The sequence below is a fragment of the Streptomyces sp. NPDC002520 genome (genome assembly GCF_053595235.1).
Genome location: NZ_JBSFXG010000036.1, coordinates 61,989 through 88,123 on the forward strand (window position 1 = coordinate 61,989; position 26,135 = coordinate 88,123).

The following is a 26,135-nucleotide window of genomic DNA, read 5'->3' on the forward strand; positions in this document are numbered from 1 at the left end:
TCGAGGAAGATACTCCCACCAGATTTGAACGCGTTCAACACTGGGCAGGGCCCCAACGGCTCACACCGGTACGACGCGACGACCGACCTGACTCGAATCTCCCTACCCCGTGGACGGGTTGGCCGTCCGTCTCGCCGTACCGCTCCGGCTTCCCCGCACCGTCAGCGCGCCGCGCGCAGCTCCGCGTACAGCTCGGGTCCGGTCCAGGTGCGCGGCGTGGACTCCGCCTCGTGCACCAAGGAGACGAGGCGCGCGTTCGCGGGGGCGCTCAGCCCGTGGGCGGCGGCGAGGGCGACGATCTCCCCCTGCAGTGAATCGATCTCCGTGGGTCGGCCGCGTTGCAGGTCTTCCCACATCGAGGAGCGCGCGTGGGCGTCGATACGGAGGGACGCCGCCGCCACCCGCCGGAAGAGGGCGTCGGGCAGCCCAAGCACATACGGCGTGACGTTCGGCGCGGTGGGGCCGAGGCGGGCGGGAGTGACCCCGGCGGCGCGATAGGCGGCAAGTGCCTCGCGCTGGCACAGGGCGAGGCAGCGGCGGTACGCCCGGCGGCCGAGCTGGTCGCGCAGTGGCAGCCCGGAGAGGGCGTTGACCGCGTTGTTGAGGTTCATCAGCAGCTTGGCATGCTGCACTTCGCGCATGTCGCTCCGGGGCTGGTTGGCCAGGCCCGCCTCACGGAAGGCGGCCAGGAGCGTGTCGTCCGGCTCGGTCATGAGCCGGCCCGGCATGCCCTGGTGCACGGTTCCCGGCTCGGACTGCACCACGTTGTAGGGCACCATTCCGGCCAGCACGGTGTGCTTGGGGAGGGCGGCGCGGAGGGTTTCAGGGTTGTGCAGCCCGTTCTGGAAGCTCACCACGACGGCGCCGGGGGCGAGATGGGGTGCGAGGTCCTCGGCGGCGGGCCCGGTGCCGGCGGTCTTCACGGTGACCAGCACGTAGTCGGCGCCGGCCGCGCCTTCGGGACCGGTGGCCAGCGTCAGGCGGTCGGGGGTGAGGTGGACGGGCGGCCGGCCGGAGCTGCTGAGGGTGAGTCCCCGCTCGCGCAGCACATCCATGGCGGTGGACCGGCCGATGAATGTCACGTCATATCCGGCGGCGACGAGGTGGCCGCCAAGATGACAGCCGATGCTGCCGGCGCCGAGAACGGCGAAGCGGGGCTTGGACACGAGTTACTCCTGCGACAGGGCGAGGCCGGGCAGAGGCCAGCCTGGACCATGGACATGCCTTCTGACGATGCCACCGGTCACCTGTCACATGTCCATGGCGCCGTGGGGCGGCGACGTCCGCGCTACGGATTCGCCCGTCGCTCAGTGGTCGGCTCCGGAAGTCCTTCGGGGGTTGATCGGGCGCTGCAGGGCGCCGTGCGGCGGCGGCACGGCCCGGTCCACGCAGTCGGCCCTCGGGGGGAGACGGGGGACCGGGCGTCCGATGTTCGACTCAGGCGCCGTCTTTCAGGCGTGCCCAGGGTCGGTGACGCGAAGGTCGAGGAGCTGTCGCGTATGCGCGGGCACGTGGTTTTCGGCGAGGCCGTCGATGAGGCTTGCCAGCGGAATCGGCTGGTCCAGCACGAGTGCGTCATTGGACAGGAGGAGTGACGGCACCGGAACCGAGGCGGCTTCCTCATTGAGCTGGTCGGCGATGTCGCACAGGACCGTGGCCTGGCTCCGGACATGATCAATCAGGTCCGCCCGGCCTGCGTGCTCGGTGATGATCCGGTCAAGGTTCCAGGTGTCGAGGGAGACGCGGTTGTCGAAGGTGGGCCGCGAGCCGGCGACGACACTCAGAGCGACAGCCGCGACCGAGGCGTCGACGCTGAGGAGATGGGCCAGTATCTGGTCGGCGTTCCATCCCCCGTCGTCCGCGTCGCCGAGGTCTGGGACGGCCGCCGCATCGAGCAACCTTTCGTAGGCACTGCGAAGTACTGTCGTGTCCACAGGGTGCTTCCCTTCAGTCGGGACGTGTCGAACCCGAATCCCGCTCCGCCGCCTCAGCGACGCGTTTGATGTTCGCCAACCGCCGGTCCCAGTCGGCCGCGAGCGAAGCCATCCACCGTGCCGTCGTGTCCAGCGCCGCGGGCCGCACCGCGTACCGCACCTCGCGCCCGATCCGCCTGCCGGAAACCAGCCCGGCGGCGTCCAGGACGGCGAGGTGCTTGACCACCGCCTGCCGCGAGACGGGAAGGTGTTCGGCCAGCGCCGTCGCGGTGGCCTCGCCCTGCGCGGCAAGCAGGTCAAGCAGGTGACGTCGCGTCGGGTCGGCCAGCGCACCGAGGACGCTGTCGACGGCCTCGGCGGCGCCGGGACGTTCTTCCGTCACGTGGAGGGCTGTTCGGCGCGCGTCTTGAGCGCGTCGAGCTCCAGGGGCCAGCCTTGGCTGTGGTCCTTCAGATTCTGACTGCGCAGCTCCTGGGACCCGGCCAGCGCCGCGAACCCGCTCTCGACGACGCGCAGCCGCGTCTGGTCGCCTTCCGGGGTCAACGTGAACTCCACAAGGGTGCTGTTGGCCTCGCGCAGTTCTTCTCCGGGGAACGCGCTGGTCCAGCGGTACGCCAGGTACGTGGGCGGCTCGACCTTCTCCACGCGCACCGGGAAGTCACCGTGCTCGGCGTTCTTCGCCGTCATCGACTCGCCTTCCCTGGCCAGGTGCCGGGCAGGCTCGCCTTGTCGGCCACCCAGAACCCGGGTTGGGCCACCAGCGACCAGACCCGCTCCAGGGGTGCCGCGATCAGGGTTTCGCGTTCAATCCGGTCCTCGTTCATGGGGGGACCCCTCTGTTGTCATTGCCGTTGAGTGCAACTTCAGAGTTGCACATCGAACCCTTCAGGTGCAACCCAAGGGTTGCACCTAGGCACCTGCTTGCCTGGTGGCCTGGTGGCTGCTTGCTTGGCGGCCTGGTGGCTGCTTGCTTGGCGGCCTGGTGGCGATGCCGCTCTCGGTCGCACGGAACCAGTCGGCGCCAACCCCGCGCCATAACGCCCCACCCGCTCGGCGGCGCCTCCCGTACACCTTCTGTTCGACCGGATGCGACACCGTGGCCGCATGAACCCGAACCGGACCCCGTCCATCGCGTCCGTGGACGACCTCATGTCCCTGCTCGCCGACTGCGAGGACTCCTGGGACACCCCGGACCGCACCGGCGACCCGGTGGACATCCTCGACCACGGTCTCCAGGTCGCCGCGGTCCTCGCCGCGCGGCACCCGGACGACAGGGAACTCCAGGTCGCCGGGCTGGTTCACGACATCGGGCACCACCTCAGGCCCGGTGACGAGGCCGGGCACGGCGAGCACGCCGCCGACGCCGTCGCCTCCCTTCTCGGGCACCGGGTCGCCCGCCTCGTCGCCCTCCACATCCCCGCCAAGCGCTACCTCGCGGCAACCGACCCGGACCTCGCGCTCTCCCCGGAGAGCGCCCGGACCCTCGGCTGCCAGGGCGGCGTCATGGCGTCGCAGGAAGCGGCCGATTTCGAGGCCGATCCCGACTTCGCCGCGGCGGTGGCGCTCCGCCGGGCCGACGACGCGGGCAAGGTCGTAGGCCTGCGCGTGCCGGGGCTTGCCTCCTGGCGGCCGGTGGTCAGCGCCATGGCCGCCGCGATCAGGAACCCTGCGTGATCACGAGAACTCCCGCCTTTCACGGGCCTGGTGTGGAACCGCACCGACCGCCCGCCCCTGGACGACGAAGGTCCGACGGCCCGCCCTCGTCGTCCCCGAACGGACGTGCACCCGCACACCCTCAAACTGCGCTCCGACCGTGCCCAGACGTTGAGCGCGCTCGACCGGCACACCGAATGCGAGTCGGCAGAGGCAGGGTTTCGAGCAAGGCCGACGGATGCTGGAGCACGGTCCGTTCAGCGGCGGATGATGCCGAGGTCGGTGGCGGTGGCGACCGCGGCGGTGCGTGAGTCGACGCCGAGTTTGCTGTAGATGCGGACCAGATGGGATTTGACGGTCCCCTCGGTGAGGTGCAGGCGGGCGCCGATGGCCTGGTTGGACAGGCCCTCGGCGACCAGGGCGAGGACTTCCGTCTCGCGCCGGGTCAGGGCGGTGCCGGGCATGCGCAGCCGGTTCATGAGTCTCTCGGCGACTGCGGGGGCGAGGGTGGTGCGGCCGGTGGCGGCCGTACGCACGGCGGCGGCCAGGTCCTCGGGTGGGGCGTCCTTGAGCAGGTAGCCGGTGGCGCCTGCCTCGATGGCGGGCAGGGTGTCGGCGTCGGAGTCGTACGTGGTGACGATCAGCACGCGGGGGGCGTCCGGCCGGGCGGTGATCCGGGCGGTGGCCTCGGCGCCGTTCATGCCCTTGCCGAACTGGAGGTCCATGAGGACGACGTCGATGTCCCCCTCGGCGGCCCGGGTGACCGCGTCCTCGGCGGTGGCGGCCTCGGCCACCACGACGAGGCCGGGTTCGGTCTCCAGCACGGCACGCAGCCCGGCCCGCACCACGGGGTGGTCGTCGGCCAGGAGGAGGCGGATGGGGCTGTCGGTCACGGGCGGGCCTCTGGCTCGATCTTGGTCTCAGGCTCGGTCTTGGTCTCAGGCTCGGTCTTTATCGCACACTCGGTCGCGGACTCGGTCTCGGTCGCGGTCTCGGTCGCAGACTCGGTCTCGGTCGCAGACTCGGTCTCCGCGGATGGGGTGAGGGGCAGTCGGGCGGACAGGGTGGTGCCGTGGCCGGGAGCGGATACGACGCTCAGGGTGCCGTCGAGCGCGTGCATGCGGGCGCGCATGGCCACCAGTCCGAAGCCGCCGTTCTCGGGGTCCGGGACGGGCAGAGTATCGGGGTCGAAGCCGATACCGTTGTCGACGATCTCCAGGGCGACGTGGTCACCGAAGTAGCCGAGAGTGACCTCGGCGGCAGTGGCGTGGGCGTGCCGGACGGTGTTCGCCAGCGCGGACTGGGCCACGCGCAGCAGGGCGACCTCGTGCGCGGTCGTCAGCGGCACCGGGTCGCCGGTGAGCCGGAAGCGCGCGGTGATCCGGTGGCGGGCGCCGGTGGTGGCGCACAGGCGTTCCAGTGCGCCGGCCAGGGTGATGCCCTCCAGTCCGGGCGGGGCCAGGGCGGCGACGAAGCGGCGGGCCTCGGCGAGGTTGTCCACGGCGGCCTGGCGGGCCGCCTGTACATGGCGGGTGGCTGCGTCGGGCCGACCGGGCAGGGAGCGTTCGGCGGCGCGCAACAGCAGCTGAATGCTGGAGAAGCCCTGGGCGAGGGTGTCGTGGATCTCGCGGGCCAGGCGTTCGCGTTCGGCCAGCACGCCGGCGGTGTGCTGGGCGGCGGCCAGGTCGGCGCGGGTGGCGGTCAGTTCTTCGATCAGGCGCCTGCGGTGTTCGCTCTCCCGGTACAGGGCCTCGTACCCCCACACCACCGCGACCGCGACGGCGGCGCCGAGGGCGGGTCCGATGGCCATGGCCAGGCTGAAGGAACCCTGGTGGGCGGCGAAGCCACCGACGGCGGCCACCGCGGTCGCCGCCACCGCGATCACTCCGGCGCGGCGGGGCAGCAGGTGCAGCTGGAGGAAGTACAGCGGGAAGGCGACCCACACGCCGTCGGGAGACAGGGCCAGCAGTGCCAGCCAGACGGCGCCGACGGCGGCGAGCCACCAGGCGGCCGCCCGCCGGGAGAGGCCCATGCGGGGCAGGAGCTGCCCGACCGCGTACACCAGCGCGCACGCCACCGCGACGGCGACGATCGCCCCGGCGTGCGGTCGGCTGTCGGCGACGGCACGGGCGCCGGCCAGGGCGAGCAGGCCGACGATCAGCAGGTGCAGGCACCAGGTCAGGGCCCGGGTGGTCGGGGACGGAGTGGGGGCAGCGGTGTTCACAGTCCTTCCAGCCTAAGGAAGCGGAACACCGCGCGGCCTCCATCGAAAGTTGGAAGCCGGGGGCAGCCGTCCGATCCGCCAAGTGCTCTCCCCCGCCAGATGCCCGCGCACGGGTCGGGCGGCGACGGTGGTGGCGTACCGCTTCCACCACCGGACGTACCGCTTCCACCACCGGAAAGGACAGGCCGAGCCCGTGTTCGTCGCCTGGAGAGACCTGAAGTTCGCCAAGGGCCGCTTCGCCCTGATGGGAACTGTCATCGTGCTGATCACCCTGCTGGTCGGGTTGTTGTCCGGGCTGACCGCCGGGCTGGGCCGGCAGAACATCTCGGCGATCACCGGTCTGCCCGCCGACAGGATCGCCTTCGCCGCGCCCGGCGCCGGGCAGGACCTGTCGTACGCCAACTCCACCGTCACCGAGAAGCAGTGGCGGCGATGGGCCCGGACTCCGGGCGTCACCAGCGCCGAACCGCTGGGCATCACCACCACGAGAGCCATTGCCGGTGACAACAGCACGGGGGTCTCCGTCTTCGGCGTCCGGCCCGGCTCCCGCCTCGCCCCGGACAGCGGCAGCCTCGACGGCGACGCGGTGGTGCTGACCACCACGGCCGCCGACGACCTCGGCCTGAAGCACGGCGGCAGCGTCACCCTGGCCGGGCGGCGGCTCACGGTGACCGCCGTGCGGGGCGACGTCTCCTTCAGCCACACCCCGGTCGTCTGGACCGGTCTCGATGTCTGGCGCAAGCTCGCACCCCCCACCGGCAACGCCGGCCGCCCGACGGCGACGGTGATCGCCCTGAACACCGACGGTGACGCCGACGTGCCGGCCGCCGACCGGGCCGCCGGGACCAGGACGGTCTCCAAGGACGACTCGCTGTCCGCGATCGGCTCCTACACCTCCGAAAACGGCTCCCTGCAGTTGATGCGCGGCTTCCTGTTCGCCATCTCCGCCCTGGTCATCGGCGCCTTCTTCACCGTCTGGACCATCCAGCGAAGCAGCGACATCGCCGTCCTCAAAGCCCTCGGCGCCTCCACCGCGAGTCTCCTGAAGGACGCCCTGGGCCAGGCCGTCGTCCTGCTCGCCGGCGGCACGCTGACCGGTACCGGCATCGCCGCCGCCATCGGCGCCGCCGTCGCGAGGGCGACCGTGCCCTTCGCCCTCACCCCCGCCACCGTCCTCGTCCCGGCCGCCGTGACGGTTCTGCTCGGCGCGCTCGGGGCCGCCCTCGCCGTCCGCCGCATCACCTCCGTCGACCCGCTGACCGCCCTGGGGAGCGCCCGATGAGCCTGAACCTGACCGCAGTCACCCTCACCTACCCCGACGGCGACTCCCGCCTGACGGCCCTGGACGACGTCACGCTCGCCGTCCCCGAGGGCAGCCTGACCGCCGTGGTCGGCCCCTCCGGCTCAGGCAAGTCCAGCCTGCTGGCCGTCGCCGCCACCCTGATCACCCCCGACGCCGGCACGGTCACCATCGACGGCACCAGCACCACCGGGATGACCCGCGGCGAACTCACCGACCTGCGCCGCCACAAGATCGGCATCGTCTTCCAGCAGCCCAACCTGCTGCCCTCCCTCACCGCGGCCGAACAACTCCAGGTCATGGCGCAGATCGACGGCCGCTCCCCCGCGAAGGCCCGGGGCCGGGCCATGGAACTGCTCGACGCCGTCGGCCTCGCCGACCAGGCGCACCGGCGCCCGCACCAGCTCTCCGGCGGCCAGCGCCAGCGCGTCAACATCGCCCGCGCCCTGATGAACGACCCCGTCGTCCTCCTGGTCGACGAGCCCACCAGCGCCCTCGACCATGAACGCGGCGCCGCCGTCATCGCCCTGATCACCCGCCTCACCCACGAGAGGGCGACAGCGACCGTCCTGGTCACGCACGACCGCGCCCATCTCACCGCCGCCGACCGGATCGCCGACGTACACGACGGCCGCCTCAACCTGCCGACGCCCGCCTGCTGAACGCAGCCCGCCGCGCTTTCGCCTCCCGCGACCGCCGTCGTACCCCAGGCACCGTCCGTACCCCAGGCACCGTCCGTGCCGCATGCCCGAGGAAGGCCGCATGCCCGGGGAAAGGAGCCATGCGGCTGAACGGCTCCCTGTCGGACACCTCCGTTACGGGAACCCGTCGCACGGGCAGTGTGGGCGGGAAAAAGCAGAAGAAAGCATAAGAAAGCGGGCTGGAACGGGAGGAAGCAGGAAGAAGCAAGGGAACCGGGGGCTCACGGGATCCGCGTGCCGGTGGATCCCGTGAGCGGACGCGAGGAACAGCCCATGGCCGACGGCTCGGGTGGTCGAACGCAGCGCAGGCGGTTGCCGGTGCCCGGGTTCGGCACCCCGCTCGGCCACCAGGGAACCTGGCTCAAGGGCGACCTGCCCGCCGGCGTGACCGTGGCCGCCTACCTGGTGCCGCAGGTTCTCGCGTACGCCGGTGTGGCGGGTCTGCCGCCGGTCGCCGGACTGTGGGCGATTCTTCCGGCACTCGCCCTGTACGCGCTGCTCGGTTCCTCACGCCTGCTGTCGGTCGGCCCCGAGTCCACGACCGCGCTGATGACCGCCACCGTGGTCGGTCCCCTGGCCGGCGGCGACCCCGCACGCTACGCCGCCCTGGCGGCCGCCCTCGCCGTCACGGTCGGTCTGCTGTGTCTGGTGGCCCGTGCGGCCCGGCTCGGCTTCCTCGCCGATCTGCTCTCCCGCCCGGTGTTGATCGGCTACCTCGCCGGCGTGGCCCTGATCATGATGGTGGACCAGCTGCCCAAGCTCACGGGCGTACGAACGACCGGCTCGGAGTTCCTCCCCCAACTCGGCTCCTTCCTCGCCCACCTGGCGCAGGCCCGTCCGGCGACCGTGCTCCTCTCCGCCGCCGTCCTGGCGTTCCTCTTCGCCGTCGCCCGCTTCGTCCCCGTGCTTCCCGGGCCGCTGCTCGCCGTGGCCCTGTCGACGGCGGCCGTCGTGGCCTTCGACCTGGACGGCCGCCACGGCGTCGCGGTGATCGGCACGGTGCCCTCCGGGCTTCCGGACCTGGCCCTGCCCGACCTGGGGGCGGTGCCGCGCCTGGTACTCCCCGCGCTCGGTGTGCTGCTGGTCGCGTACACGGACATGATCCTGACCGCGCGGGCCTTCGCCGACCGGACGGACGTGCTCGACGCCAACCGGGAGTTCCTCGCCCTGGGCGCGGTGAATCTGGGCGCCGGCGTGGTCCACGGCTTCCCGGTCAGCAGCAGCGCGAGCCGTACGGCGCTCGCGGCGTCCGCGGGGGCTCGCAGCAAGGCGTACGCGCTGGTCGCGGGGGCGGGCGTCCTGGCCGTCCTGCTGTTCCTGAGCCCGCTGCTGACCCGCACGCCCGCAGCCGTGCTCGGTGCCCTCGTCGTGTACGCCGCCGCCCGCATGATCGACATCGCGGGCTTCCGCCGGCTCGCCTCGTTCCGCAGGCGTGAGCTGTTCCTCGCCCTTGGCTGTCTGGCGGGTGTCCTCGCCCTGGACATCCTGTACGGGGTGCTCGTGGCCGTGGGGCTGTCGGTGGCCGAGCTGCTGACCCGGGTGGCACGGCCGCACGACGCGATCGAGGGGGTGGTCCCCGGAGTGGCGGGCATGCACGACGTCGACGACTACCCGCAGGCCCGTACGATCCCGGGCCTTCTGGTCTACCGGTACGACTCGCCGCTGTTCTTCGCCAACGCGGAGAACTTCCGGCGCCGCGCGCTGGCCTCCGTCGAGGAGCAGAGCGAACCCGTCCGCTGGTTCGTCCTCAACACGGAGGCCAACGTGGAGGTGGACATCACGGCCCTGGACGCCGTGGACGAGCTGCGCCGCGAGCTCACGGACCGCGGCATCGTGTTCGCCCTCGCCCGGGTCAAGCAGGACCTGCTCGACGACCTCCAGGCGTACGGCCTCGCGGACTCCGTCGGCGCCGACCGCATCTTCCCGACCCTGCCGACCGCGGTGGCCGCCTACCGCGCCTGGTGCGACAACCGGTGAGCGCGGCGCGCCGGACGGACGGAGCGCGCACGGGCTCCGCGCGGGAAGGGCACGAGCCCGCACGGCCGCCCCAACGGACCGGCAGGAGGCCGAACGGTCCGTCGGGGGGCCGGGCGGCCCCTGCCCTCACCTCCGGCGCCCGCACACGCTGGAGGGAGAGCGCCGGCGGAGAACGTCGAGGGGGCGGTACGCACCAGGTGTCACGCTCGCCCCGTGCGGCGGTCCCTCCCACGTGGCAGCTTGGATACAGCACCGATCTGAGGAGAGGGCGGCGATCATGCGAGCTCACCTCGGCGACCAACTGGTCATCGACAGTCCGACGACCGGCGCCGCCAGGCGCGACGGCCAGATCATCGGACTCCACCACGAGGACGGAACACCTCCCTACGACGTGCGCTGGTCGGACACGGACGAAGTGACGCTCGTGTTCCCCGGGCCCGACGCGCACATCCTGCATCTCGAGCACGCACAGCCCGGGACCACGCACGGGTCGCGGCCGGACGCCGACGGGACGAGGACGGTGTCCCCCGCCGCGCCGCCGACCAGGACCGACCCCGGCGACATCGGCCGGCGCGTGGCCGACGCCCGCCACCGGCTGGGGTACAGCCGGGAGGAGACCGCCCGCCGCGCCCGGATGTCGCCCGACTACCTGGCGTACCTGGAGGAACGGCCTGCCGACCCGACCATGGCGACGGTCATCAGGCTGGCCGACGCCCTCGGCACCACGGTCTCCGCCCTGCAGGGCGGGGGCATGGAACTCCCACCGGGTCAGGGCTACGCGCTGCTCCACCCCCGGCTGCGTGACCTCAGCATGGAGGAGTGCCGTTCCCTGCTCTCCACGCACGGGGTGGGGCGCATCGCGGTGTCGGCGCCCGACGGCCGCCCGGCGGTCGTCCCGGTCAACTACGACTTCGTCGACGGAGCCATCGTCCTGCGGACCGCGCCCGGCTCCCTCCCCGCGGCGGCGGCAGGGATGGAGGTCGCCTTCGAGGTCGACCACCTCGACGAGGCCATGAGTCAGGGCTGGAGCGTGCTCGCCGTCGGCCCCGCGAGCATCGTGACGGATCCCGACGCCGTGGGGAAGCTCGCCCGACGCGCCCACACAACGCCCTGGGCGGGCGGTGAACGCGAGATGTGGGTGTCCATCCGGCCCACGACCCTCACAGGCCGTCGCATCACTCCGGCCGAGCGGTAGACGACCACGAACGAAGCAGTGGGTCCGATGCCGGGTCCGCACGACACGGCAGGAGGCGACCGCCGTGCCCGTCGAGCCTGTCCCTGCCACCAGGGCCGGGGCGGGGTCGGGCGCAAGGTCCTCGACCGGTTGCGTGGTGAAGGCACCGGCAGGCTGCCGCCGGGGTTCGACGGCTTCGTCGTAGACACGCCCGCCCTACGGTCGTAGCCGTTCCCGCCCGCCCTACGGTCGTAGCCGTTCCCGCCCGCCCTACGGTCGTAGCCGTTCCCGCACGCCATACGGTCGTAGCCGGTTCCCGCACGCCCGCCGGCCGGCAGCTGACGTCCGACAGCTGCCGGCCGGCGGCGAGACGGGAACCCCGAGAGTTCCCGGTCCGGGCCGACAGCGTCACTTGCGCCAGAACAGGTGGTGCGTCACGCCGCTCGGGCTCGGCACGACGTCGAGGTGGAACCGGTCCAGCAGCTCGTCGGGCGACTCCCAGAGCCGGAGACCGGACCCGAGCTTCAGGGGCGAGACCGCCACATGCAGGGTGTCGACGAGGTCGGCGTCGAGGAACTCCCGGATGGTCGTGACCCCGCCGCCGAGCCGGACGTCCTTGCCCTGTGCCGCCTGCCGCGCCTGCTCGAGGATCGCGGCCGGGTCGCCCTCGACGAAGTGGAACGTGGTGTCGGAGAGCGTGAAGGACGGGCGCTTGTGGTGGGTCATGACGAACACCGGGGTGTGGAACGGGGGCTCGTCGCCCCACCAGCCGCGCCACTCGTCATCGCTCCATGGCCCGCGCTGGGGCCCGAACTTGTTGCGGCCCATGATCTCGGCGCCGATGTTGTGGTGAAAGTCCCGCGTGAGGTAGTCGTCCAGGCCCCGGCTTCCCCCGGGGTCCGTGCGGTTGGGCCAGCTCGCCGTGGCGCCGGCCCAGGCGAACAGCCTCTCGGGTCCCTCGATGCCGAACGGTAGCTCCAGGCTCTGGTCCTCACCGGCGGCGATTCCGTCACTGGAGACGTTGAAGTTCTGGACCTTCAGCAGCTGTGTCACACGTTCCTCCGTGGATTCTCGGTACCGAGGGTGAGACTGCCCCGGCCGCGAAAACTCATCGCCGTGCCTGTCACAGCCCACATGCGATGCCTCGGCATCCGGTGCAGGCTTGCATGGAAACAGATCGCGAGGAGAGTTTCCGATCTTCCGGAAGGAAACCGAGGCCCGATGGAGATCAAAGGATCGATCGCCCTGGTGACCGGTGCCAACCGCGGCATCGGCCACGCGTTCGCTCGCGCGCTGCTCGACCGCGGGGCCGCCAAGGTCTACGCGGGCGTCCGCGACCCGGCCGGCGTGAACGACGAGGACCTCACCCCACTGCGCCTGGACGTCACCGAACCCGAAGAGGTCGACGCCGCCGCTGCCGCCGCGGGCGACGTCACCATCGTCATCAACAACGCCGGCGTCGGAGGCTTCGACACCGAACTCCTCACCGGCCCTCTCGACGGCGCACGCCAGGCCATGGAGGTCAACTTCTTCGGCACCTGGAACGTCTCCCGTGCCTTCGCCCCCGTCCTCGCCCGCAACGGCGGCGGCGCACTCGTGAACATGCTGTCGGCCGCCTCCTGGGCCCCGCGCCCGGAGTACCCCGGGTACGCGGCGTCCAAGGCGGCCCAGTGGTCGCTGACGGGCGCACTGCGCGAAGGGCTGCGCGAACAGGGCACGCTCGTGGTCGGCGTCCACGCCGGTTTCGTGGAAACCGAACTCAGCTCCTTCACCGACGCCCCCAAGATCACCGCGACCGACGTCGCCGAACTGACCATGGACGCCCTGGCGAACAACCAGGTCGAAGTCCTCGCCGACGAGCGGACCAGGCAGGTCAAGCAGGCCCTGTCGCAACCGCCCGGACAGTGAGGAGATCTCATGGCCTCGCAGTCACCGGCAGCGCACGGCTCCCGCGCCCCGGCCCTGTCCGGGCAGACCGTCGTCGTCATCGGCGGGAGCGCGGGCATCGGGCTGGCGACCGCCAGACACGCCCGTGCCGAGGGCGCCATGGTGATTCTCACCGGACGGGACCCGGAGCGGCTGCGCGCCGCGGCCACCGAGGCCGACGCGCAGAGCAGTTCGGCCTTCGACGCCGACGACCCGACCGAGCTGCGGCGGTTCTTCCAGGACCTGCCGAGGCCGATCGACCACGTGATGGTCACGGCTGGACACCCGACCTACGGGCGCCTCCTCGACATGGACTCCGAGCAGGCGCGCCGGGCGCTCAGCGGGCACATGGTGCTCGCGCTCGACGTCGCGCGGCAGGTGCCCGGCACGGTACGACCGGGCGGCACGCTGCTGCTCATGGGCGGCACGGGCGCCCGGCGGGTCCGTGCGGGCCTCGGGACCGCGCCCGCGGCCACCGCCGCGCTTCCCGCGTTCACCGCCGGCCTCGCGCTCGAACTCGCGCCGGTCCGGGTCAACCTGATCGCCGCCGGCTTCGTGGACACGCCGTTGTCGGCCAGGCTGCTCGGTGACGGGCTCGACGCCCGTCGCGAGGAACTGCGGGCCACGCTGCCGATCGGCCGGGTGGTCGGACCGGACGACGTCGCGGCGCTCGCCGTTCACATCATGACCAACACCGCACTCACCGGCGCGACGTACGACATCGACGGCGGCCAGCAACTCGTGGACTGACGGCCGGGAACGAGCGGCGTACGACGAGACCGGCAGGACGAGAGGGAGACCGGAATGAACCTGGTGGCGCTGTGCGTCCGCTTCACCCTGCGCGAGGGCGCGGGGGAAGCGTTCGACAACCTGGTCCGCGAAGCCGCCGCGGCGGTCCGTGCGCACGAGCCCGGCACGCTGGTGTACGCGTGCACGGAGGTCGACGGGTCACCGGACCAGCGCATTTTCTTCGAGCTCTACACGGACGGGGAAGCCTTCGCGGAGCACACGCGTCAGCCGCACGTCCGGCACTTCCTGGCGGAGTGCGAGAAGTACGCGGAGAAGACCGAGATCGACCGACTCCGGCCGTTCGACGGCAAGTTCCCGGCCGGAGCCGCGTAACCGCTCCGCGGCACAGCGGCCCTACGGCATCGAGTCGGCCCGGACCGCCGTCGGTCCCGACCGCTCCGTCCGCCCTGTCCGCTCCGTCCGCTCCGTCCGCTCCGTCCGCGGCCCGTCGTACGGGGCTTGGTCGAGGGCACGTTCACTCGGGTGCCGGTAGAAGCAGCCGGCCCGGGACTCGATCACCGAGTCCCGGGCCGCCCGGCGGGCCGGACACCGCACACGGCGGCGAGGGTGCCTGACGTCCCTGTGGCCCGTCAGGCACCCTTCGCCGCTCCCGAGCGGACGCCGCGATCCGGTCTGTGTCACCAGTCCACGGCGATGTACTTGCTCTCGGTGAACTCCAGCAGGCCGTCGTGTCCGCCCTCGCGTCCGAGGCCGGACTGCTTGACGCCGCCGAACGGGGCGGCCGGGTCCGACACGACCGGCCGGTTCAGGCCGACCATGCCGGACTCCAGCGCCTCGGACACCCGAAGGCCCTCGGCCAGGTCCTCGGTGTAGACGTAGGACACGAGGCCGTACTCGGTGTGATTGGCCAGCCGGATCGCCTCGTCGACGTCGTCGAAGGGGACGACGGGTGCGACGGGGCCGAAGATCTCCTCGTCCAGAATGGGTGCGTCCTGCGGGACGTCGCCCAGCACGGTCGGGAGGTAGAAGTATCCGGCGCGGTCGGGGGCCGTGCCGCCGGTCAGGAGCCGGGCGCCGGCGTCGACGCTGCCCGAGACGAGCTCACCCACCTTCTTGCGCGCCGCCTCGTTCACCAGTGGTCCGACGTCCACGCCCGCGGCCAGTCCGGGGCCGACCGTGAGCGCGTCCATGGCCGAGGCGAAGCGCCGGCCGAACTCCTCGGCGATCGAGGCATGGACGTAGAAGCGGTTGGCCGCCGTGCACGCCTCCCCGCCGTTGCGCATCTTGGCGACCATGGCCCCGGCGACCGCCCGGTCGATGTCCGCGCCGGCGAGGACGAGGAACGGAGCGTTCCCGCCGAGTTCCATGGAGGTGTTCACCACCGACCCGGCCGCCTGACGCAGCAGTTCGCGCCCGACCTCGGTGGAGCCGGTGAACGACACCTTGCGGACCCGGGGGTCGGCGAGCAGGACCTCGGCGACCCGGGCGGAGCGGCGTGAGGGTACGACGTTGACCACGCCGTCGGGCACGCCCGCCTCGGTGAGCAGCGCGCCCAGCGCGAGTGCGGTCAGCGGTGTGTCCGAGGCGGGTTTGAGGACGACGGTGCAGCCCGCGGCCAGGGCGGGGCCGATCTTCCGGGTGGCCATGGCGGCCGGGAAGTTCCACGGCGTGATGAGCAGTGCGACGCCCACGGGCTGGCGCAGCACCATGATCTTGTTGGTGCCGCCCGGTGCCGTCTGGACGGATCCGGTCGCGCGCACCGCCTCCTCGGCGTACCAGCGGAAGAACTCCGCCGCGTACGCCACTTCGCCACGGGCGTCGGCCAGGGCCTTGCCGTTCTCCCTGACGATGAGTTCGGCGAACTCCTCGGCGCGCGCGGTCATCAGCTCGAACGCCCGCCGCAGGATCTCTCCGCGTACGCGTGGTGCCGTGGCCCGCCAGGCGTCGAGGGCGCCATGGGCGGCGTCGACGGCCGCCACGGCGTCCTCGACGGTGCCGTTCGCGACCTCCGCGAGGGGTTCGGCGTAGGCGGGGTCGACGACTTCCAGGGTTCCGTTGTCGCCGGCCGGCGTCCACCGGCCGCCGATGAGGAGCTGGGTCGGGGTGTCCTTGAGAATGGTCACGATCGGTCTCCCGGTGCCGGTCAGTCGACGCTCTTGGCGACGGTCTCGACGATGCGGGCGGTGCTGGGGAGGGACGCGTCCTCCAGGGCATCGGCGGCCGGCAGGGGCACATGCGGTGTGGTGATCCGTATCAGCGGCCCGTCCAGGGTGGTGAAGCCCTCCTCCGCGACGATCGACACCAACTCGGCGCCCCAGCCGCACAGTCGGGGGTTCTCCTCGACGGTGAACAGGCGGCCGGTGTGTTCCAGGGAACCCAGTACCGTGCTGACGTCGAGCGGGACCAGACTGCGCAGATCGATGACGGTGGCGTCGATGCCGTGCTGCTGCTTCAGCTGATCGGCGGCGGCGAGGGTGCGGGGCACCATCAGGCCGAGCGAGACCAGCGTGACGTCGCCGCCGTGCCGCAGCACCTTCGCCTTGCCGAGTTCGTCGACGATGTCGCCCTCGGGCACCTCGGCCTTGGTCGGGTAGAGCCCCTTCGCCTCCAGGAAGATGACGGGGTCGGGGTCGCGTACCGCAGCCGCCATCAGGCCGACGACGTCGGTGGGGTTGGAGGGGACGACCACCTTGAGTCCGGGTACGGCCATCGCCCAGTTGGCGATGTCCTGGGAGTGCTGCGCGCCGAAGCGCAGGCCGCCGCCGTTGCCGGACTTGATGACCAGCGGGAAGGACATCTGGCCGTTGGTCATGTACCTGGACTTGGCGATCTGGTTGACCACGATGTCCCAGCAGACCGCGAAGAAGTCGGAGAACATGATCTCCGCGATGGGCCGCAGGCCCGTCATCGCGGCACCCATCGCGGCGCCCAGGATGGCCTGTTCGGAGATGGGCGTGTCACGCACCCGGGTCGGGCCGAACTCGTCCAGCAGGCCGGCCGTCGTCTTGAAGACTCCGCCGGCGGCGGCGATGTCCTCGCCGAGGAAGACGATCGAGTCGTCCCGCCGCATCTCCTGCGCGATGCCGCGGGCGACCGCGTCGCGGTAGGTCAGTTGCGCCATGTCGCACCTCCGTCAGCCCATACGTCCTTGAGCACCAGGTCCTCGCCCGGCTGCGGTCCTGCCTTGGCCTGCTCGGTCGCCTCGTCCACCAGGCGGGCCGACTCGGCCTCGATGTCGCCGAGGGCGGACTCGGGGACGCCCAGGTCAAGCAGCCGCTGCCGGTAGGCGGGGACGGGGTCGCGCCCCAGCCACTCCTCGACCTCCGCCGTGGGGCGGTACTTGGCCGGATCGGCCCGGGAGTGGCCGCCGTGCCGGTAGGTCTTGGCCTCGATCAGCGAGGGGCCTTCGCCGGAGCGGGCCCGCTCGAGGGCGGTGAGGGCGGTCGCGTACACCGCGTCGGGGTCGTTGCCGTCGACGGTGACCGGCTCCAGGCCGTACGCCGCGGCCCGGTCGGCGGCCGGGTTCTGCACGGCGGTCACCGAGCCGATCGGCGTGTACTCCATGTACAGGTTGTTCTCGCACACGAACACCACGGGCAGCTTCCACACGGCCGCCAGGTTCAGCGCCTCGTGGAAGGCCCCGATGTTCGTCGTGCCGTCGCCGAAGAAGCAGACGGCGACCTGGCCGCTGCCGCGGTACTGGGCCGACCAGGCGGCTCCGGTGGCGATCGGCAGATGGGCGCCGATGATGGCGTACGAGCCCATCATCCCGTGCTCGACGGACGTCAGGTGCATGCTGCCGCCCTTGCCGGCCATCAGACCGTTGGCGCGGCCCATCAGCTCGGCCAGGATGCCGGTCATCGGGACGCCGCGGGCGAGGGTGTGGGCGTGGCCGCGGTAGGTGGCGAAGGTGTAGTCGTCGGGGCGCATCGCCACGCCGAAGCCGGCGGCGATGGCCTCCTGGCCGAGGGACAGGTGGCTGGTGCCCTTGACGAGGTTCTGCAGGAACAGGTCGTAGGCGCGCTTCTCCATGCCGCGCATGCGCACCATCTGTCCGTAGAGCGCCAGACGGGTGGGTTCGTCGATGGCGGGCGCGCCGGGCTCGGTGTATGTGGTGGTCACGATCCCGTACCTCCTTTCCGGTGGGTCTAGTAGGGGTTGGCTACGAACAGTTCCTGCGCGGGGAACAGGGTGAGGACGCGGGCGCCGTCGGCGGTGACCACGACCTCCTCCTCGATGCGCGCGGCGGAGTAGCCGTCCGAGGCCGGGCAGTACGTCTCCAGCGCGAAGACCATGCCTTCGTGGATCTCAGCCGGGTGTTCGAGGGAGTTCAGGCGGCTGATGATGGGCCGCTCGTGCAGGCCCAGTCCCAGCCCGTGGCCGAACTGCAGGCCGAAGCAGTCCATTTCGGTCTCGAACCCGAACTCGGTGGCCTTCGGCCAGGCCCTGGCGATGACGTCGGTCGTCTGGCCGGGCTTGACGAGGGCGATCGCGGCGTCGATCCACTCGCGGGCCCTGGTGTAGGCGTCGCGCTGCGCGGGGGTGGAGGAGCCGACGTTCAGGGTGCGGTAGTAGCAGGTGCGGTAGCCCTGGTAGGACTGGATGATGTCGAAGAAGCAGGTGTCGCCGGGCCGGATGAGGCGGTCGGTGAAGTTGTGCGGATGCGGGTTGCACCGCTCCCCCGACACGGCGTTGATGGCCTCGACGTCGTCCGAACCCTGCTCGTAGAGGTACTTGTTGGCCAGCGCGACGATGTCGTTCTCGCGCACACCGGGCTTGAGGGCTTCGGAGATCTGCTGGTAGGCACCGTCGACCATCGCCGCGGACTGCGAGAGCAGCATGATCTCGTCCGGGTTCTTGACGGCGCGGGCGTCCAGCATGACCTGCTGGGCGTCGACGACGGTGAGCCCGGCCTCCTGCATCTCGAAGAGGAACGGCGGCTCGACGATGTCGATGCCGATCGGCGCGCCGGCGAGGCCGTGGTCGGCGAGGATGCCCTTGAGCTCGGCGACCGCGCTCCGCATCAGGCCGACCTCGGGTGCGACGGCGCCGCGCAGGCCCAGCATCCCGGCACGGCAGTTCTCCGGCCGCAGCCAGGGTGCGTACATCTGGTGGTGGCGGGCGGCGGAGCCGAAGTCCCAGACCATCGGCTCGTGGTCGCGGGTCAGCAGCGCGTAGCGGGTCATCTTGTCCCGCGACCACTCGCCGATCATCGTGCCGCTGACGTAGCGGATGTTGTTGACGTCGAAGAGCAGGACCGCGCCCAGCTCGGAGGCGTCGAGGGCGGCTCGGGCACGGGAGAGCCGGTAGGCGCGCAGACGGTCGAAGTCGACGCGGGTCTCGAAGTCGACGCCCATGTGCCCGGGGGCCGGCGGCGGCGCGGTGGTGGTCACCCTGTCCTCCTGGTCGGTGAGACGGTGGTTCACGAGGCTGTGCTGAGGCCGTCGGTGACGTCCGCGTCCTCGGGCACGAGGGTCAGGCCGGCCGACTGGGCGGTCTCCGTGAGGAGGACGGCGAAGTCGGTGTCGTCGTGGCCGCGGCCGACGGACTGCTGGACGATGTGGTGGGTCAGCGCCGCGACCGGCATCGGGACCTCGAGTTCCCGGGCGGCGGCGAGGCCGAGGTCGAAGTCCTTTCGCAGCAGCTGGGGTGTGAAGGTCGGCGTGAAGTCGAGGTTCACGAAGGCGGGCGTCTTGTAGCGGGTGAAGACGGAGCCGAGGACGGAGCCGTTGAGGAAGTCCAGGAACGCGGCCCGGCTCACGCCTCCCTTCTCGGCCAGCACGGTGATCTCGGCCATCGACTGGGTGACGACGCCGAGGAAGATGTTGTGCGCGAGCTTCACCAGGCGGGCCACGTCGTCCGGCCCGGCGTAGGTGACCGAGGCGGCGATGAGGGTGAGCAGCGGTTCGGCCTCGTCGAAGACCTCCCGGGGGCCGGAGGCGACCATGGACAGGCGGCCGGCCTTGACGACCTTGGCGTTGCCCGACACGGGGGCCACCATCAGGGCGGTGCCGACCTGCTCCGCCTCCTGCCGTACCTGTGCCGAGACGTCCGCGGAGACGGTGGAGCAGTCGACGAGGATGCGGGGCTTGGCGGACTGGCGCAGGATGCCCTGCTCGCCGAGGGTGACCTCGGCGAAGTCCTTGCTCGCGCTGACCATCGTGAACACGATGTCGCGGTCGGCGAGTTCGCCCGGGGTGTCCACGATGGTCGCGCCCAGCTCGGTCAGCGGCTCGCACTTGCTGCGGGTGCGGTTGTAGACGGTCACGTCGTGGCCCGCGCGCAGGAGGCGGGCGACCATCGCGTAGCCCATGCGGCCGGTGCCGGCCCAGCCGATGGTGGGACGGTTCGGGGAGTCGGTCATGAGTCAGTCCTGTCGGGTGGGGTCGCCGGCGGGCGACGTGAGGGTGGAGGCGAGGGGTGTGGTGGGCCGGGCTCCGGCCCCGAGGTAGAGCCGGCCGACCTCCGGGTCGGAGAGCAGGTCGGCGCCGCTGCCCGTCAGGGCGACCCGGCCGCCTTCGAGGACCACGCCGGTGTGCGAGACGGCCAGGCCGGAACGGGCGTTCTGCTCCACCAGGAGGACGGAGCGGCCGGAGGCCGCGAGGTCCGCGACGCTGCGGAAGACGGCGGTGCGGGACTTGGGGTCGAGCCCGATGGAGGGCTCGTCCAGGAGGATGAGGACCGGGTCGAGCATCAGGGTCCGTGCGATCTCCACGGTCTTCTGCTCGCCGCCGGACAGGGAGCCGGCGTGGGCGCCCGCCCGTTCGGCCACCAGCGGGAAGGAGTCGGCGATCTGCTCCCAGCGCTCGGCGATCAGGCGCCGGTCGCGCAGCACGTAGCCGCCCATCTCGACGTTCTCCCGCACGGTCATCGCCGGGAAGAGGCTGCGGTCCTGCGGTACGTGGACGATGCCGCGCAGGAGCCGTTCCCGGGCACTGAGCCGCGAGATGTCCTCGCCCTTGAAGGTGACGGTGCCGGAGGCCGGTTTCAGGAGCCCCGAGATCGTCTTCAGAGTCGTGGACTTGCCGGAGCCGTTGGGTCCGATGAGGCAGGTGACCTGGCCGGCGGTGACCGTGAGGTCGACGCCCCGCAGGATCAGGCCCGCACCGTATCCGGCGGTGACGGCGTCCAGGGTGAGCAGTGCCTGCGCGGGTGCGGACGTGGTGTCGGTCATCATTCCCCCAGGTAGGCGTCGAGCACCCGGGGATCGGCCTGGATGTCGGCCGGTACCCCGGCCGCGATGGGCCGGCCGCGGTCGAGGACGACGACCGGGTCGCACAGCCGCATCACCAGCGGCATGTCGTGCTCGACGATCAGGAAGGTCACTCCCTGCTCGCGCCTGGCGCGCACATGGCGCTCCATCGTCTCGATCATCACGGGGTTGACGCCCGCGGTGGGTTCGTCGAGCAGCACCAGCCGTGGAGCCGCCATGAGCACTGCGGCGAACTCGCACAACTTGCGCTGTCCGTAGGAGAGTTCGGACGCCATCAGGTCGGCCTTGACGGACAGCCCGAAGTCGTCCAGCAGTTCGTCGGCGCGGGCCCGGTCGGCTCGGGCGGCGCGCGGGGCGAGCAGCCCGGTCCAGCGGTGGCCGGCCGCGGCGATCAGGTTCTCCCGTACGCTGAGCGAGCCGAAGATCCGGGCCTGCTGGAACGTGCGGGTGAGTCCGCGGTGGTGGAGCGCCGCCGGGTCCGGGCGCCGGTAGTCGGTGCCGGCGAACCGGATCGAGCCCGAGTCCGCGGCCAGATAGCCGGTGATCATGTTGAACGCGGTCGTCTTGCCCGACCCGTTGGGCCCGATGAGCGCCGTCACCGAGCCTTCCTCGACGTCGAACGAGCAGTCGTCCACCGCCCGGACCCCGCCGAAGGACTTGGTCAGCCCGCGCACTTCGAGAAGTGCCGTCATCGCTGGTTCACCCGCTTCCCGAGCCGGTCCGCGAGCGAGGGCAGGATGCCGCGGGGCAGGACGAGCATCACGACGAGGAACAGGGCCGCGTATCCCACCAGGTGCAGCGAGTTGGCGCCGAGCCGGTAGGCGAGGTACTGCTGCACGGGCACGACGAGGAACGCCCCGAGCACGGGCCCCCACAGCGTCCCTCGCCCGCCCAGGTACACCATGAGCACCATGCCGATGGTCACCAGCGGGTCCACCGCGAAGGGCGGATAGACGAAGGACACGTAGTACGCCCAGACCGCTCCCACGGCACCGGTGAGGCCGACCGACAGCGCGAACGCCGCGAGCTTGGCGACCGCCGTGGGGGCTCCGATGCCGCGCGCCTTGTCCTCGTCGTCGCGGACGGTCGCCAGGACCAGGCCCAGCCGGGACCTCATGACGAGTGCGGTCACCGCGACGGCCACGGCGAGCAGGGCCACCAGCACGTAGTAGAACGGGAAGGCGAAGTAGGCGGCGCTGAACGGGGCCGGGCCGATCCCGATGCCCTGCGCGCCTCCCGTGAGGCCGCGGACGTTGAACGCGAGTGTCTGGACGACGAAGACCAGGGTGATCGTGACGATCGCGAAGGTCGCGGCCCTGGTGCGCATGGCGATCCAGGCCACCGGCAGCCCCACCAGTGCCGTACCGGCCGCCACGACGGGCAGCGCGAGGAAGGGCTCCCAGCCGGAGACGGGCGGATGGTGGTGGAACCAGATCGCCTCGCCGTAGGCGCCGATGCCGAAGAACGCCGCGTGGCCGAGCGAGGGATAGCCGGCGAGGCCGCCGACCAGGTTCCAGGCGCTCGCCATGGTGGCGTACATGAGCGTGAAGATCAGCAGGTTGACGATCCACGGCTCGCCGACGGTCCAGGGCGCGGCCAGCAGGACCGCGAAGACGACGGCGGGCACCGCGATGCGCCACAGCCTGCGATGGCGTACGAGTCCGGAGCGGGGTGCGGCGGTCACGGGCGTCGCGGAGAGGGTGGAGGTCACAGCGCCCCCCGAAGCCGGGTCCCGAACAGTCCCTGCGGACGCAGCAGCAGGACGAGGAGCAGTGCCGTGAAGAAGGTGAATCCGGCCCACGAGGGTGACCAGGTCGCGGCCACGACCGCCTCGGCCACGCCCATCAGCACCCCGGCCACGACGGCTCCGCCGAGGCTGCCGAGTCCACCGAGCACGACGATCGCGAGGAGTCGCGCGATGAGGTCGTAGTGGCTGCTCGAGTTGAAGGGGTAGACGAGGCCGAACACCGCGCCGGCGGCTCCGGCGGTCGCCGTGCCCAGGCCGAATCCGAGCGCGGAGACGCGTTCGGGGTTGACGCCCAGCAGCCGCGCCGCGGTCGGGTTCTGCACAGTGGCCCGTACCGAGGCGCCGAACCGGGTGCGGTGCAGCAGCAGCCACAGCCCGCCCAGGACGGCGAGGGACAGTCCGAAGGCCGCCAGCCTGGTCACCGGCAGCCGGTAGTCGCCCACCTGCCAGGCGGTGTCGCGGTAGCTGGTGTTGATGGAGCGGAAGGTCGTCTTGTAGACCGAGGCGAGCACGCCTTCGACGGCCAGGGCGACGGCGAACATGACGAGCAGGCTGAGCTCACCCCCGGCGCTGCCGAGCGGCCGGAGAAACACCCACTGGACGGCGACGCCGAGCACGAACATCAAGGGGGTGACGATCAGGATGCCGAGGAACGGGTCGATCCCGGCCCAGGAGAACAGGGAGTACGACAGGTAGGCGCTGAGGACCACCAGCGCCCCCTGCGCCAGGTTGATCACCCGCATGATGCCGAAGACGAGGGTCTGGCCGCTGGCCATCAGGGCGTAGACACCGCCGGTGAGTATGCCGAGCAGGATCGCCTGAACAAGCGTGTGCACGATCGTTCACTCCCCCCAGGCCGGTTTCGTGTCGACCGGCGCGGCGGCCGCGACGTCCTTCGGGTACACGGGTGTCAGCCGGTGCTTCTGCCACTGGACGAGGGTGTAGTGCCCCTTCGGCTCGCCGTTGGCGTCCCAGGACAGATCACCGACCGGCGTCTTCCAGGTGCCGCTGTGCAGCGCGGAGATGATCGTCTTGTTGTCGAGCTTCCCGGTCTTCTTCGCGACCTCTTCGAACAGCGCGCCGACCGAGTACGCCTCCGCGCTCGTGGTGTCGATGTCCGTCTCCTTGCCGCCGTACTTGGCGAGGTACGCCTTGACGAACTCGGGAGCGCCGGTCTGCTTGGATCCGGCGTACCAGTCGCCGGTGGTGAAGATGCCCTCGGTGTTGTCCGCGCCGACCTTGTCGGGGAACTCCACCGGGTTGTTGGCGCCGTTGGAGACGAACATCCAGCGGGGGTTGAAGCCCAGCTGGATCATCGCCTTGACCTGGGCGTAGGCGTCCTCGGACTGGGTTCCGGCGACGAGCAGGTCGGGCTTGGCCGCCGCGACCTTGCTGATCACCGGGGTGAGGTCGGTCAGGTTGTCGGGGTAGGTCTGCGCGTACACCGTCTTGATGCCGGCCGCCTCCAGGCGCTTGCGCACGTTGTCGGCGAGCGGTGCGGCGAACGGGTCGTCGAGTGACGCGTACGCGGCGGTCTTGGGGCGTTTCGCGGCGGGCAGCGAGAGCAGGTGGTCGACGAAGATGTCGCCCTGCTTGACGATGGCGGCGGGCTGGACGAAGAACAGGTTGTCCAGGTGCTGGGCGAACACCTTCGGGCCGCCGCCGGCCGGCTCGAGGAAGGCGTAGCCGTACCGCTTGGCCACCTGGGAGGCCGGGATGGTCAGCAGGCTGGAGTACGGGCCGACGACCAGATCGACCTTGTCCTTGGTGATGAGGTTGGTGTAGTTCGTCGTGACCTGGTTCGGGTTCGACGTGTCGTCGACGATCTTGATGGAGACCTTGCGCCCGAGCAGCCCACCGCGGGCGTTGACGTCGGCCGCCCACAGGTCGTAGCCGCGCTTGGCGGCCTTGCCCGGATCGGCGAAGTCCCCTGTCAGGGAGAGCGAGACGCCGATGGTCAGCGTGTCCTTGCCGGCGCCGTCTCCCGCCGTCTGGGTGGGGCCTCCGGTCGCGGGTCCGCAGGCGGCAAGCGCCGTCGCGGTCGTGACCGCCAGGGCCGCGAGGACCCCACGGCGGCGCCACCCGGGTCGTCTGACCATCTGTGGCAATCGATTGTCGTGCATGGCGTGCCGTCCCTACACTCGAAAAGAGGGGATTTCATGGCCATTCAGGGCGATCCACTGGTGCCACACAGGCGGCTCATCGGCTTGTGTCGCACCGTTGCGCAATCGGTTGCCGTGAAATTAGGCGCGCCGCCAAGGGGTGTCAAGGCCTGCGGCACGCCTCGATGCAATCCATTGCCATCGCGTTGGTCCTCCGCATACGGTGAGGCTCGTGACGAGGTTGAGCGATGTGGCGCGAGCGGCCGGCGTCCATCCCGGCACGGCGTCGAGAGCACTGAATCCCGACACCCGCCACCGGGTGTCCGCGGAGACGGCCAAGCGAGTCCTGGCCGTGGCCGAAAGCCTGGGCTACCAGCCGAACTCCGTGGCGCGCGCCCTGCGCACCCGGCGCTCGCGCATGGTCGCGATACTCATCCCCGACCTGACCAACCCGCTCTTCCCGCCCATCGTCAGAGGCGCGGAGGAGGCGCTGGCCGTCGAGGGGTACTCGGCCCTGCTGGTCAGCACGGACAACGACGAGGACAAGGAAGCACGACTCTTCGCCGAGCTGCGCGGCCGCCAGTGCGACGGCTTCGTGGTCGCGACCGCGCGCCGCCGGCACCCCCTGCTCGAGCACGCGGCAGCGGAGGGGGTGCCGATGGTGCTCGTCAACCGAGTCCTGGACGACCGGAGGGTGCCGTCGGTCACGGCGGACGAGGCGGCCGGCGTCGACGCCGTCGTCCGGCACCTCACCGGACTCGGGCACCGGCGTATCACCCACCTCGCGGGCCCGCAGGACCTGTCGACCGGACTCGTCCGGCGCCGCGCCTTCCTCGACTCCTGCGAACACGCCGGGCTGGACCCCCGGGACACCCCTGTCGTCGACGCCACGTCGTTCAGCGAGGCGGCGGGCACGGCGGCGATGGACCACGTGCTGGCCACGTACCCCGGCCCCGAACGCCCGACCGCCGTGTTCGCCGCGAACGACCTTCTGGCACTCGGAGCGCTCGACGCACTGGCGTCGTCGGCACTGCGCTGCCCCGAGGACATGTCCGTGGCGGGCTTCAACGACATGCCGTTCCTGACGCGGATGACCCCGCCGCTGACGACCGTGCACGTACCCCAGCAGGAGATCGGCGCCGAGGCGGCACGGATGCTGCTGCAGTGCATCGAACAACCGGGACCGCCCCGGTCACTGCTGCTCGGCTGCGACCTGGTCGTACGCGCCTCCACCGGTCCGGCCCCCGGGAACTGAGGCACCACCCGCCAAGGCCGGCGGCGCGAGCACTCGGCCGCCGGCGGGTTGCGCCGGCCGCTGCCACCCGGGTCGTGATCTCCCACGGCACCTCCGGCGGTTCCGCTCCCGGAGAGGAACCGAAGGGACCGGAAAGAGGGCCCGGGACCCCGGAAACGGGTGACGCCGCGCACAGGACG

Annotated in this window: 27 protein-coding genes; 9 read left to right on the plus strand and 18 right to left on the minus strand. The window is 71.3% G+C overall.

The genetic code is table 11. From position 1 onward, the window contains the following. Positions 1-161 precede the first annotated feature (161 nt). From ACWD5D_RS35240 to ACWD5D_RS35260, 5 genes are all read right to left on the minus strand, one after another. Positions 162-1,166 carry a 2-dehydropantoate 2-reductase gene (locus tag ACWD5D_RS35240; RefSeq protein ID WP_451376884.1) on the minus strand — a complete coding sequence of 335 codons (1,005 nt, stop codon included), beginning with the start codon at positions 1,164-1,166 and terminating at the stop codon, positions 162-164. Positions 1,167-1,451: 285 nt separating this feature from the next. Then, positions 1,452-1,934 (minus strand): hypothetical protein, encoded by a 483-nt coding sequence (locus ACWD5D_RS35245; RefSeq protein WP_451376885.1) that lies wholly within the window; start codon positions 1,932-1,934, stop codon positions 1,452-1,454. 13 nt (positions 1,935-1,947) lie between these two features. Further along, positions 1,948-2,316: an ArsR/SmtB family transcription factor gene (locus ACWD5D_RS35250; RefSeq protein WP_451376886.1), complete on the minus strand. Its 369-nt coding sequence runs from the start codon at positions 2,314-2,316 to the stop codon at positions 1,948-1,950. Then, on the minus strand, positions 2,313-2,621 hold the full coding sequence (locus ACWD5D_RS35255) for an SRPBCC domain-containing protein (RefSeq protein ID WP_451376887.1): 309 nt from the start codon (positions 2,619-2,621) through the stop codon (positions 2,313-2,315). The genes ACWD5D_RS35250 and ACWD5D_RS35255 overlap by 4 nt, the downstream gene beginning before the upstream one ends. Then, the gene (locus tag ACWD5D_RS35260; protein ID WP_451376888.1) at positions 2,618-2,758 is read right to left on the minus strand and encodes a hypothetical protein; all 141 of its coding nucleotides are present in this window, start codon (positions 2,756-2,758) and stop codon (positions 2,618-2,620) included. Before ACWD5D_RS35260 ends, ACWD5D_RS35255 begins: the two co-directional genes overlap by 4 nt. Before the next feature lie 280 nt (positions 2,759-3,038). On the opposite strand from ACWD5D_RS35260, the gene ACWD5D_RS35265 reads away from it, so the two are divergent. Then, positions 3,039-3,608, plus strand: a complete 570-nt coding sequence (locus tag ACWD5D_RS35265) for an HD domain-containing protein (protein ID WP_451376889.1) — start codon at positions 3,039-3,041, stop codon at positions 3,606-3,608. A 236-nt stretch (positions 3,609-3,844) separates the two neighbouring features. Here the strand turns inward: ACWD5D_RS35265 and ACWD5D_RS35270 are convergent, their stop codons facing one another. Next, the gene (locus ACWD5D_RS35270; protein ID WP_451376890.1) at positions 3,845-4,480 is read right to left on the minus strand and encodes a response regulator; all 636 of its coding nucleotides are present in this window, start codon (positions 4,478-4,480) and stop codon (positions 3,845-3,847) included. Then, positions 4,477-5,811 carry a histidine kinase gene (locus tag ACWD5D_RS35275; protein WP_451376891.1) on the minus strand — a complete coding sequence of 445 codons (1,335 nt, stop codon included), beginning with the start codon at positions 5,809-5,811 and terminating at the stop codon, positions 4,477-4,479. Before ACWD5D_RS35275 ends, ACWD5D_RS35270 begins: the two co-directional genes overlap by 4 nt. Before the next feature lie 193 nt (positions 5,812-6,004). On the opposite strand from ACWD5D_RS35275, the gene ACWD5D_RS35280 reads away from it, so the two are divergent. The 4 genes from ACWD5D_RS35280 to ACWD5D_RS35295 all read left to right on the plus strand — a co-directional run bounded on the left by ACWD5D_RS35280 (position 6,005) and on the right by ACWD5D_RS35295 (position 10,984). Continuing rightward, on the plus strand, positions 6,005-7,093 hold the full coding sequence (locus ACWD5D_RS35280; protein ID WP_451376913.1) for an ABC transporter permease: 1,089 nt from the start codon (positions 6,005-6,007) through the stop codon (positions 7,091-7,093). After that, a complete protein-coding gene (locus ACWD5D_RS35285) occupies positions 7,090-7,773 on the plus strand; it encodes an ABC transporter ATP-binding protein (protein ID WP_451376892.1) in 684 nt (227 codons plus the stop codon). The genes ACWD5D_RS35280 and ACWD5D_RS35285 overlap by 4 nt, the downstream gene beginning before the upstream one ends. Positions 7,774-8,085: 312 nt before the next feature. Then, positions 8,086-9,789 carry a SulP family inorganic anion transporter gene (locus ACWD5D_RS35290; RefSeq protein WP_451376914.1) on the plus strand — a complete coding sequence of 568 codons (1,704 nt, stop codon included), beginning with the start codon at positions 8,086-8,088 and terminating at the stop codon, positions 9,787-9,789. A gap of 277 nt (positions 9,790-10,066) precedes the next feature. Further along, on the plus strand, positions 10,067-10,984 hold the full coding sequence (locus tag ACWD5D_RS35295) for a DUF1918 domain-containing protein (protein WP_451376893.1): 918 nt from the start codon (positions 10,067-10,069) through the stop codon (positions 10,982-10,984). Positions 10,985-11,371: 387 nt separating this feature from the next. Here the strand turns inward: ACWD5D_RS35295 and ACWD5D_RS35300 are convergent, their stop codons facing one another. Continuing rightward, a complete protein-coding gene (locus ACWD5D_RS35300; protein WP_451376894.1) occupies positions 11,372-12,016 on the minus strand; it encodes a dihydrofolate reductase family protein in 645 nt (214 codons plus the stop codon). A 168-nt stretch (positions 12,017-12,184) separates the two neighbouring features. Between ACWD5D_RS35300 and ACWD5D_RS35305 the strand changes: the two genes are divergently transcribed. The 3 genes from ACWD5D_RS35305 to ACWD5D_RS35315 are packed head-to-tail and all read left to right on the plus strand — an operon-like array spanning position 12,185 to position 14,011. Next, on the plus strand, positions 12,185-12,871 hold the full coding sequence (locus tag ACWD5D_RS35305; RefSeq protein WP_451376895.1) for an SDR family oxidoreductase: 687 nt from the start codon (positions 12,185-12,187) through the stop codon (positions 12,869-12,871). 9 nt (positions 12,872-12,880) lie between these two features. After that, positions 12,881-13,639 (plus strand): SDR family oxidoreductase, encoded by a 759-nt coding sequence (locus tag ACWD5D_RS35310; RefSeq protein ID WP_451376896.1) that lies wholly within the window; start codon positions 12,881-12,883, stop codon positions 13,637-13,639. 54 nt (positions 13,640-13,693) lie between these two features. Continuing rightward, a complete protein-coding gene (locus ACWD5D_RS35315) occupies positions 13,694-14,011 on the plus strand; it encodes a putative quinol monooxygenase (RefSeq protein ID WP_451376897.1) in 318 nt (105 codons plus the stop codon). Positions 14,012-14,316: 305 nt separating this feature from the next. Here ACWD5D_RS35315 and ACWD5D_RS35320 read toward each other — a convergent pair whose 3' ends face one another. From ACWD5D_RS35320 to ACWD5D_RS35365, 10 genes are read right to left on the minus strand one after another with little or no spacing between them, the layout of a single operon-like run. Continuing rightward, positions 14,317-15,762, minus strand: a complete 1,446-nt coding sequence (locus tag ACWD5D_RS35320) for an NAD-dependent succinate-semialdehyde dehydrogenase (RefSeq protein ID WP_451376898.1) — start codon at positions 15,760-15,762, stop codon at positions 14,317-14,319. A 20-nt stretch (positions 15,763-15,782) separates the two neighbouring features. Then, entirely contained in the window at positions 15,783-16,760 is a 978-nt protein-coding gene (locus ACWD5D_RS35325) for an alpha-ketoacid dehydrogenase subunit beta (protein ID WP_451376899.1), read from the minus strand. Then, positions 16,748-17,761: a thiamine pyrophosphate-dependent dehydrogenase E1 component subunit alpha gene (locus ACWD5D_RS35330; RefSeq protein ID WP_451376900.1), complete on the minus strand. Its 1,014-nt coding sequence runs from the start codon at positions 17,759-17,761 to the stop codon at positions 16,748-16,750. The genes ACWD5D_RS35325 and ACWD5D_RS35330 overlap by 13 nt, the downstream gene beginning before the upstream one ends. A 26-nt stretch (positions 17,762-17,787) precedes the next feature. After that, entirely contained in the window at positions 17,788-19,032 is a 1,245-nt protein-coding gene (locus tag ACWD5D_RS35335) for a M24 family metallopeptidase (RefSeq protein WP_451376901.1), read from the minus strand. 29 nt (positions 19,033-19,061) lie between these two features. Beyond that, on the minus strand, positions 19,062-20,003 hold the full coding sequence (locus ACWD5D_RS35340; protein ID WP_451376902.1) for an NAD(P)-dependent oxidoreductase: 942 nt from the start codon (positions 20,001-20,003) through the stop codon (positions 19,062-19,064). Positions 20,004-20,006: 3 nt separating this feature from the next. Then, positions 20,007-20,813, minus strand: coding sequence for an ABC transporter ATP-binding protein (locus ACWD5D_RS35345; protein ID WP_451376903.1), 807 nt, complete (start codon positions 20,811-20,813; stop codon positions 20,007-20,009). Further along, entirely contained in the window at positions 20,813-21,544 is a 732-nt protein-coding gene (locus ACWD5D_RS35350; RefSeq protein WP_451376904.1) for an ABC transporter ATP-binding protein, read from the minus strand. The genes ACWD5D_RS35345 and ACWD5D_RS35350 overlap by 1 nt, the downstream gene beginning before the upstream one ends. Beyond that, on the minus strand, positions 21,541-22,563 hold the full coding sequence (locus ACWD5D_RS35355; RefSeq protein ID WP_451376905.1) for a branched-chain amino acid ABC transporter permease: 1,023 nt from the start codon (positions 22,561-22,563) through the stop codon (positions 21,541-21,543). The genes ACWD5D_RS35350 and ACWD5D_RS35355 overlap by 4 nt, the downstream gene beginning before the upstream one ends. After that, on the minus strand, positions 22,560-23,435 hold the full coding sequence (locus ACWD5D_RS35360; protein ID WP_451376906.1) for a branched-chain amino acid ABC transporter permease: 876 nt from the start codon (positions 23,433-23,435) through the stop codon (positions 22,560-22,562). The genes ACWD5D_RS35355 and ACWD5D_RS35360 overlap by 4 nt, the downstream gene beginning before the upstream one ends. 6 nt (positions 23,436-23,441) lie before the next feature. Continuing rightward, a complete protein-coding gene (locus tag ACWD5D_RS35365; RefSeq protein WP_451376907.1) occupies positions 23,442-24,698 on the minus strand; it encodes an amino acid ABC transporter substrate-binding protein in 1,257 nt (418 codons plus the stop codon). Between the two features lie 235 nt (positions 24,699-24,933). Between ACWD5D_RS35365 and ACWD5D_RS35370 the strand changes: the two genes are divergently transcribed. Further along, a complete protein-coding gene (locus ACWD5D_RS35370; protein WP_451376908.1) occupies positions 24,934-25,956 on the plus strand; it encodes a LacI family DNA-binding transcriptional regulator in 1,023 nt (340 codons plus the stop codon). Positions 25,957-26,135 lie beyond the last annotated feature (179 nt).

What these genes read in the sequence shown, in the direction of transcription:
- ACWD5D_RS35295 (WP_451376893.1), top strand. Translation starts at nt 10,067, where the DNA reads ATGCGAGCTCACCTCGGCGACCAACTGGTCATCGACAGTCCGACGACC.
- ACWD5D_RS35260 (WP_451376888.1), bottom strand. Translation starts at nt 2,758, where the DNA reads ATGAACGAGGACCGGATTGAACGCGAAACCCTGATCGCGGCACCCCTG.
- ACWD5D_RS35315 (WP_451376897.1), top strand. Translation starts at nt 13,694, where the DNA reads ATGAACCTGGTGGCGCTGTGCGTCCGCTTCACCCTGCGCGAGGGCGCG.
- ACWD5D_RS35285 (WP_451376892.1), top strand. Translation starts at nt 7,090, where the DNA reads ATGAGCCTGAACCTGACCGCAGTCACCCTCACCTACCCCGACGGCGAC.
- ACWD5D_RS35345 (WP_451376903.1), bottom strand. Translation starts at nt 20,813, where the DNA reads ATGACCGACACCACGTCCGCACCCGCGCAGGCACTGCTCACCCTGGAC.
- ACWD5D_RS35350 (WP_451376904.1), bottom strand. Translation starts at nt 21,544, where the DNA reads ATGACGGCACTTCTCGAAGTGCGCGGGCTGACCAAGTCCTTCGGCGGG.
- ACWD5D_RS35305 (WP_451376895.1), top strand. Translation starts at nt 12,185, where the DNA reads ATGGAGATCAAAGGATCGATCGCCCTGGTGACCGGTGCCAACCGCGGC.
- ACWD5D_RS35265 (WP_451376889.1), top strand. Translation starts at nt 3,039, where the DNA reads ATGAACCCGAACCGGACCCCGTCCATCGCGTCCGTGGACGACCTCATG.
- ACWD5D_RS35340 (WP_451376902.1), bottom strand. Translation starts at nt 20,003, where the DNA reads ATGACCGACTCCCCGAACCGTCCCACCATCGGCTGGGCCGGCACCGGC.
- ACWD5D_RS35325 (WP_451376899.1), bottom strand. Translation starts at nt 16,760, where the DNA reads ATGGCGCAACTGACCTACCGCGACGCGGTCGCCCGCGGCATCGCGCAG.
- ACWD5D_RS35255 (WP_451376887.1), bottom strand. Translation starts at nt 2,621, where the DNA reads ATGACGGCGAAGAACGCCGAGCACGGTGACTTCCCGGTGCGCGTGGAG.
- ACWD5D_RS35365 (WP_451376907.1), bottom strand. Translation starts at nt 24,698, where the DNA reads ATGGTCAGACGACCCGGGTGGCGCCGCCGTGGGGTCCTCGCGGCCCTG.
- ACWD5D_RS35290 (WP_451376914.1), top strand. Translation starts at nt 8,086, where the DNA reads ATGGCCGACGGCTCGGGTGGTCGAACGCAGCGCAGGCGGTTGCCGGTG.
- ACWD5D_RS35310 (WP_451376896.1), top strand. Translation starts at nt 12,881, where the DNA reads ATGGCCTCGCAGTCACCGGCAGCGCACGGCTCCCGCGCCCCGGCCCTG.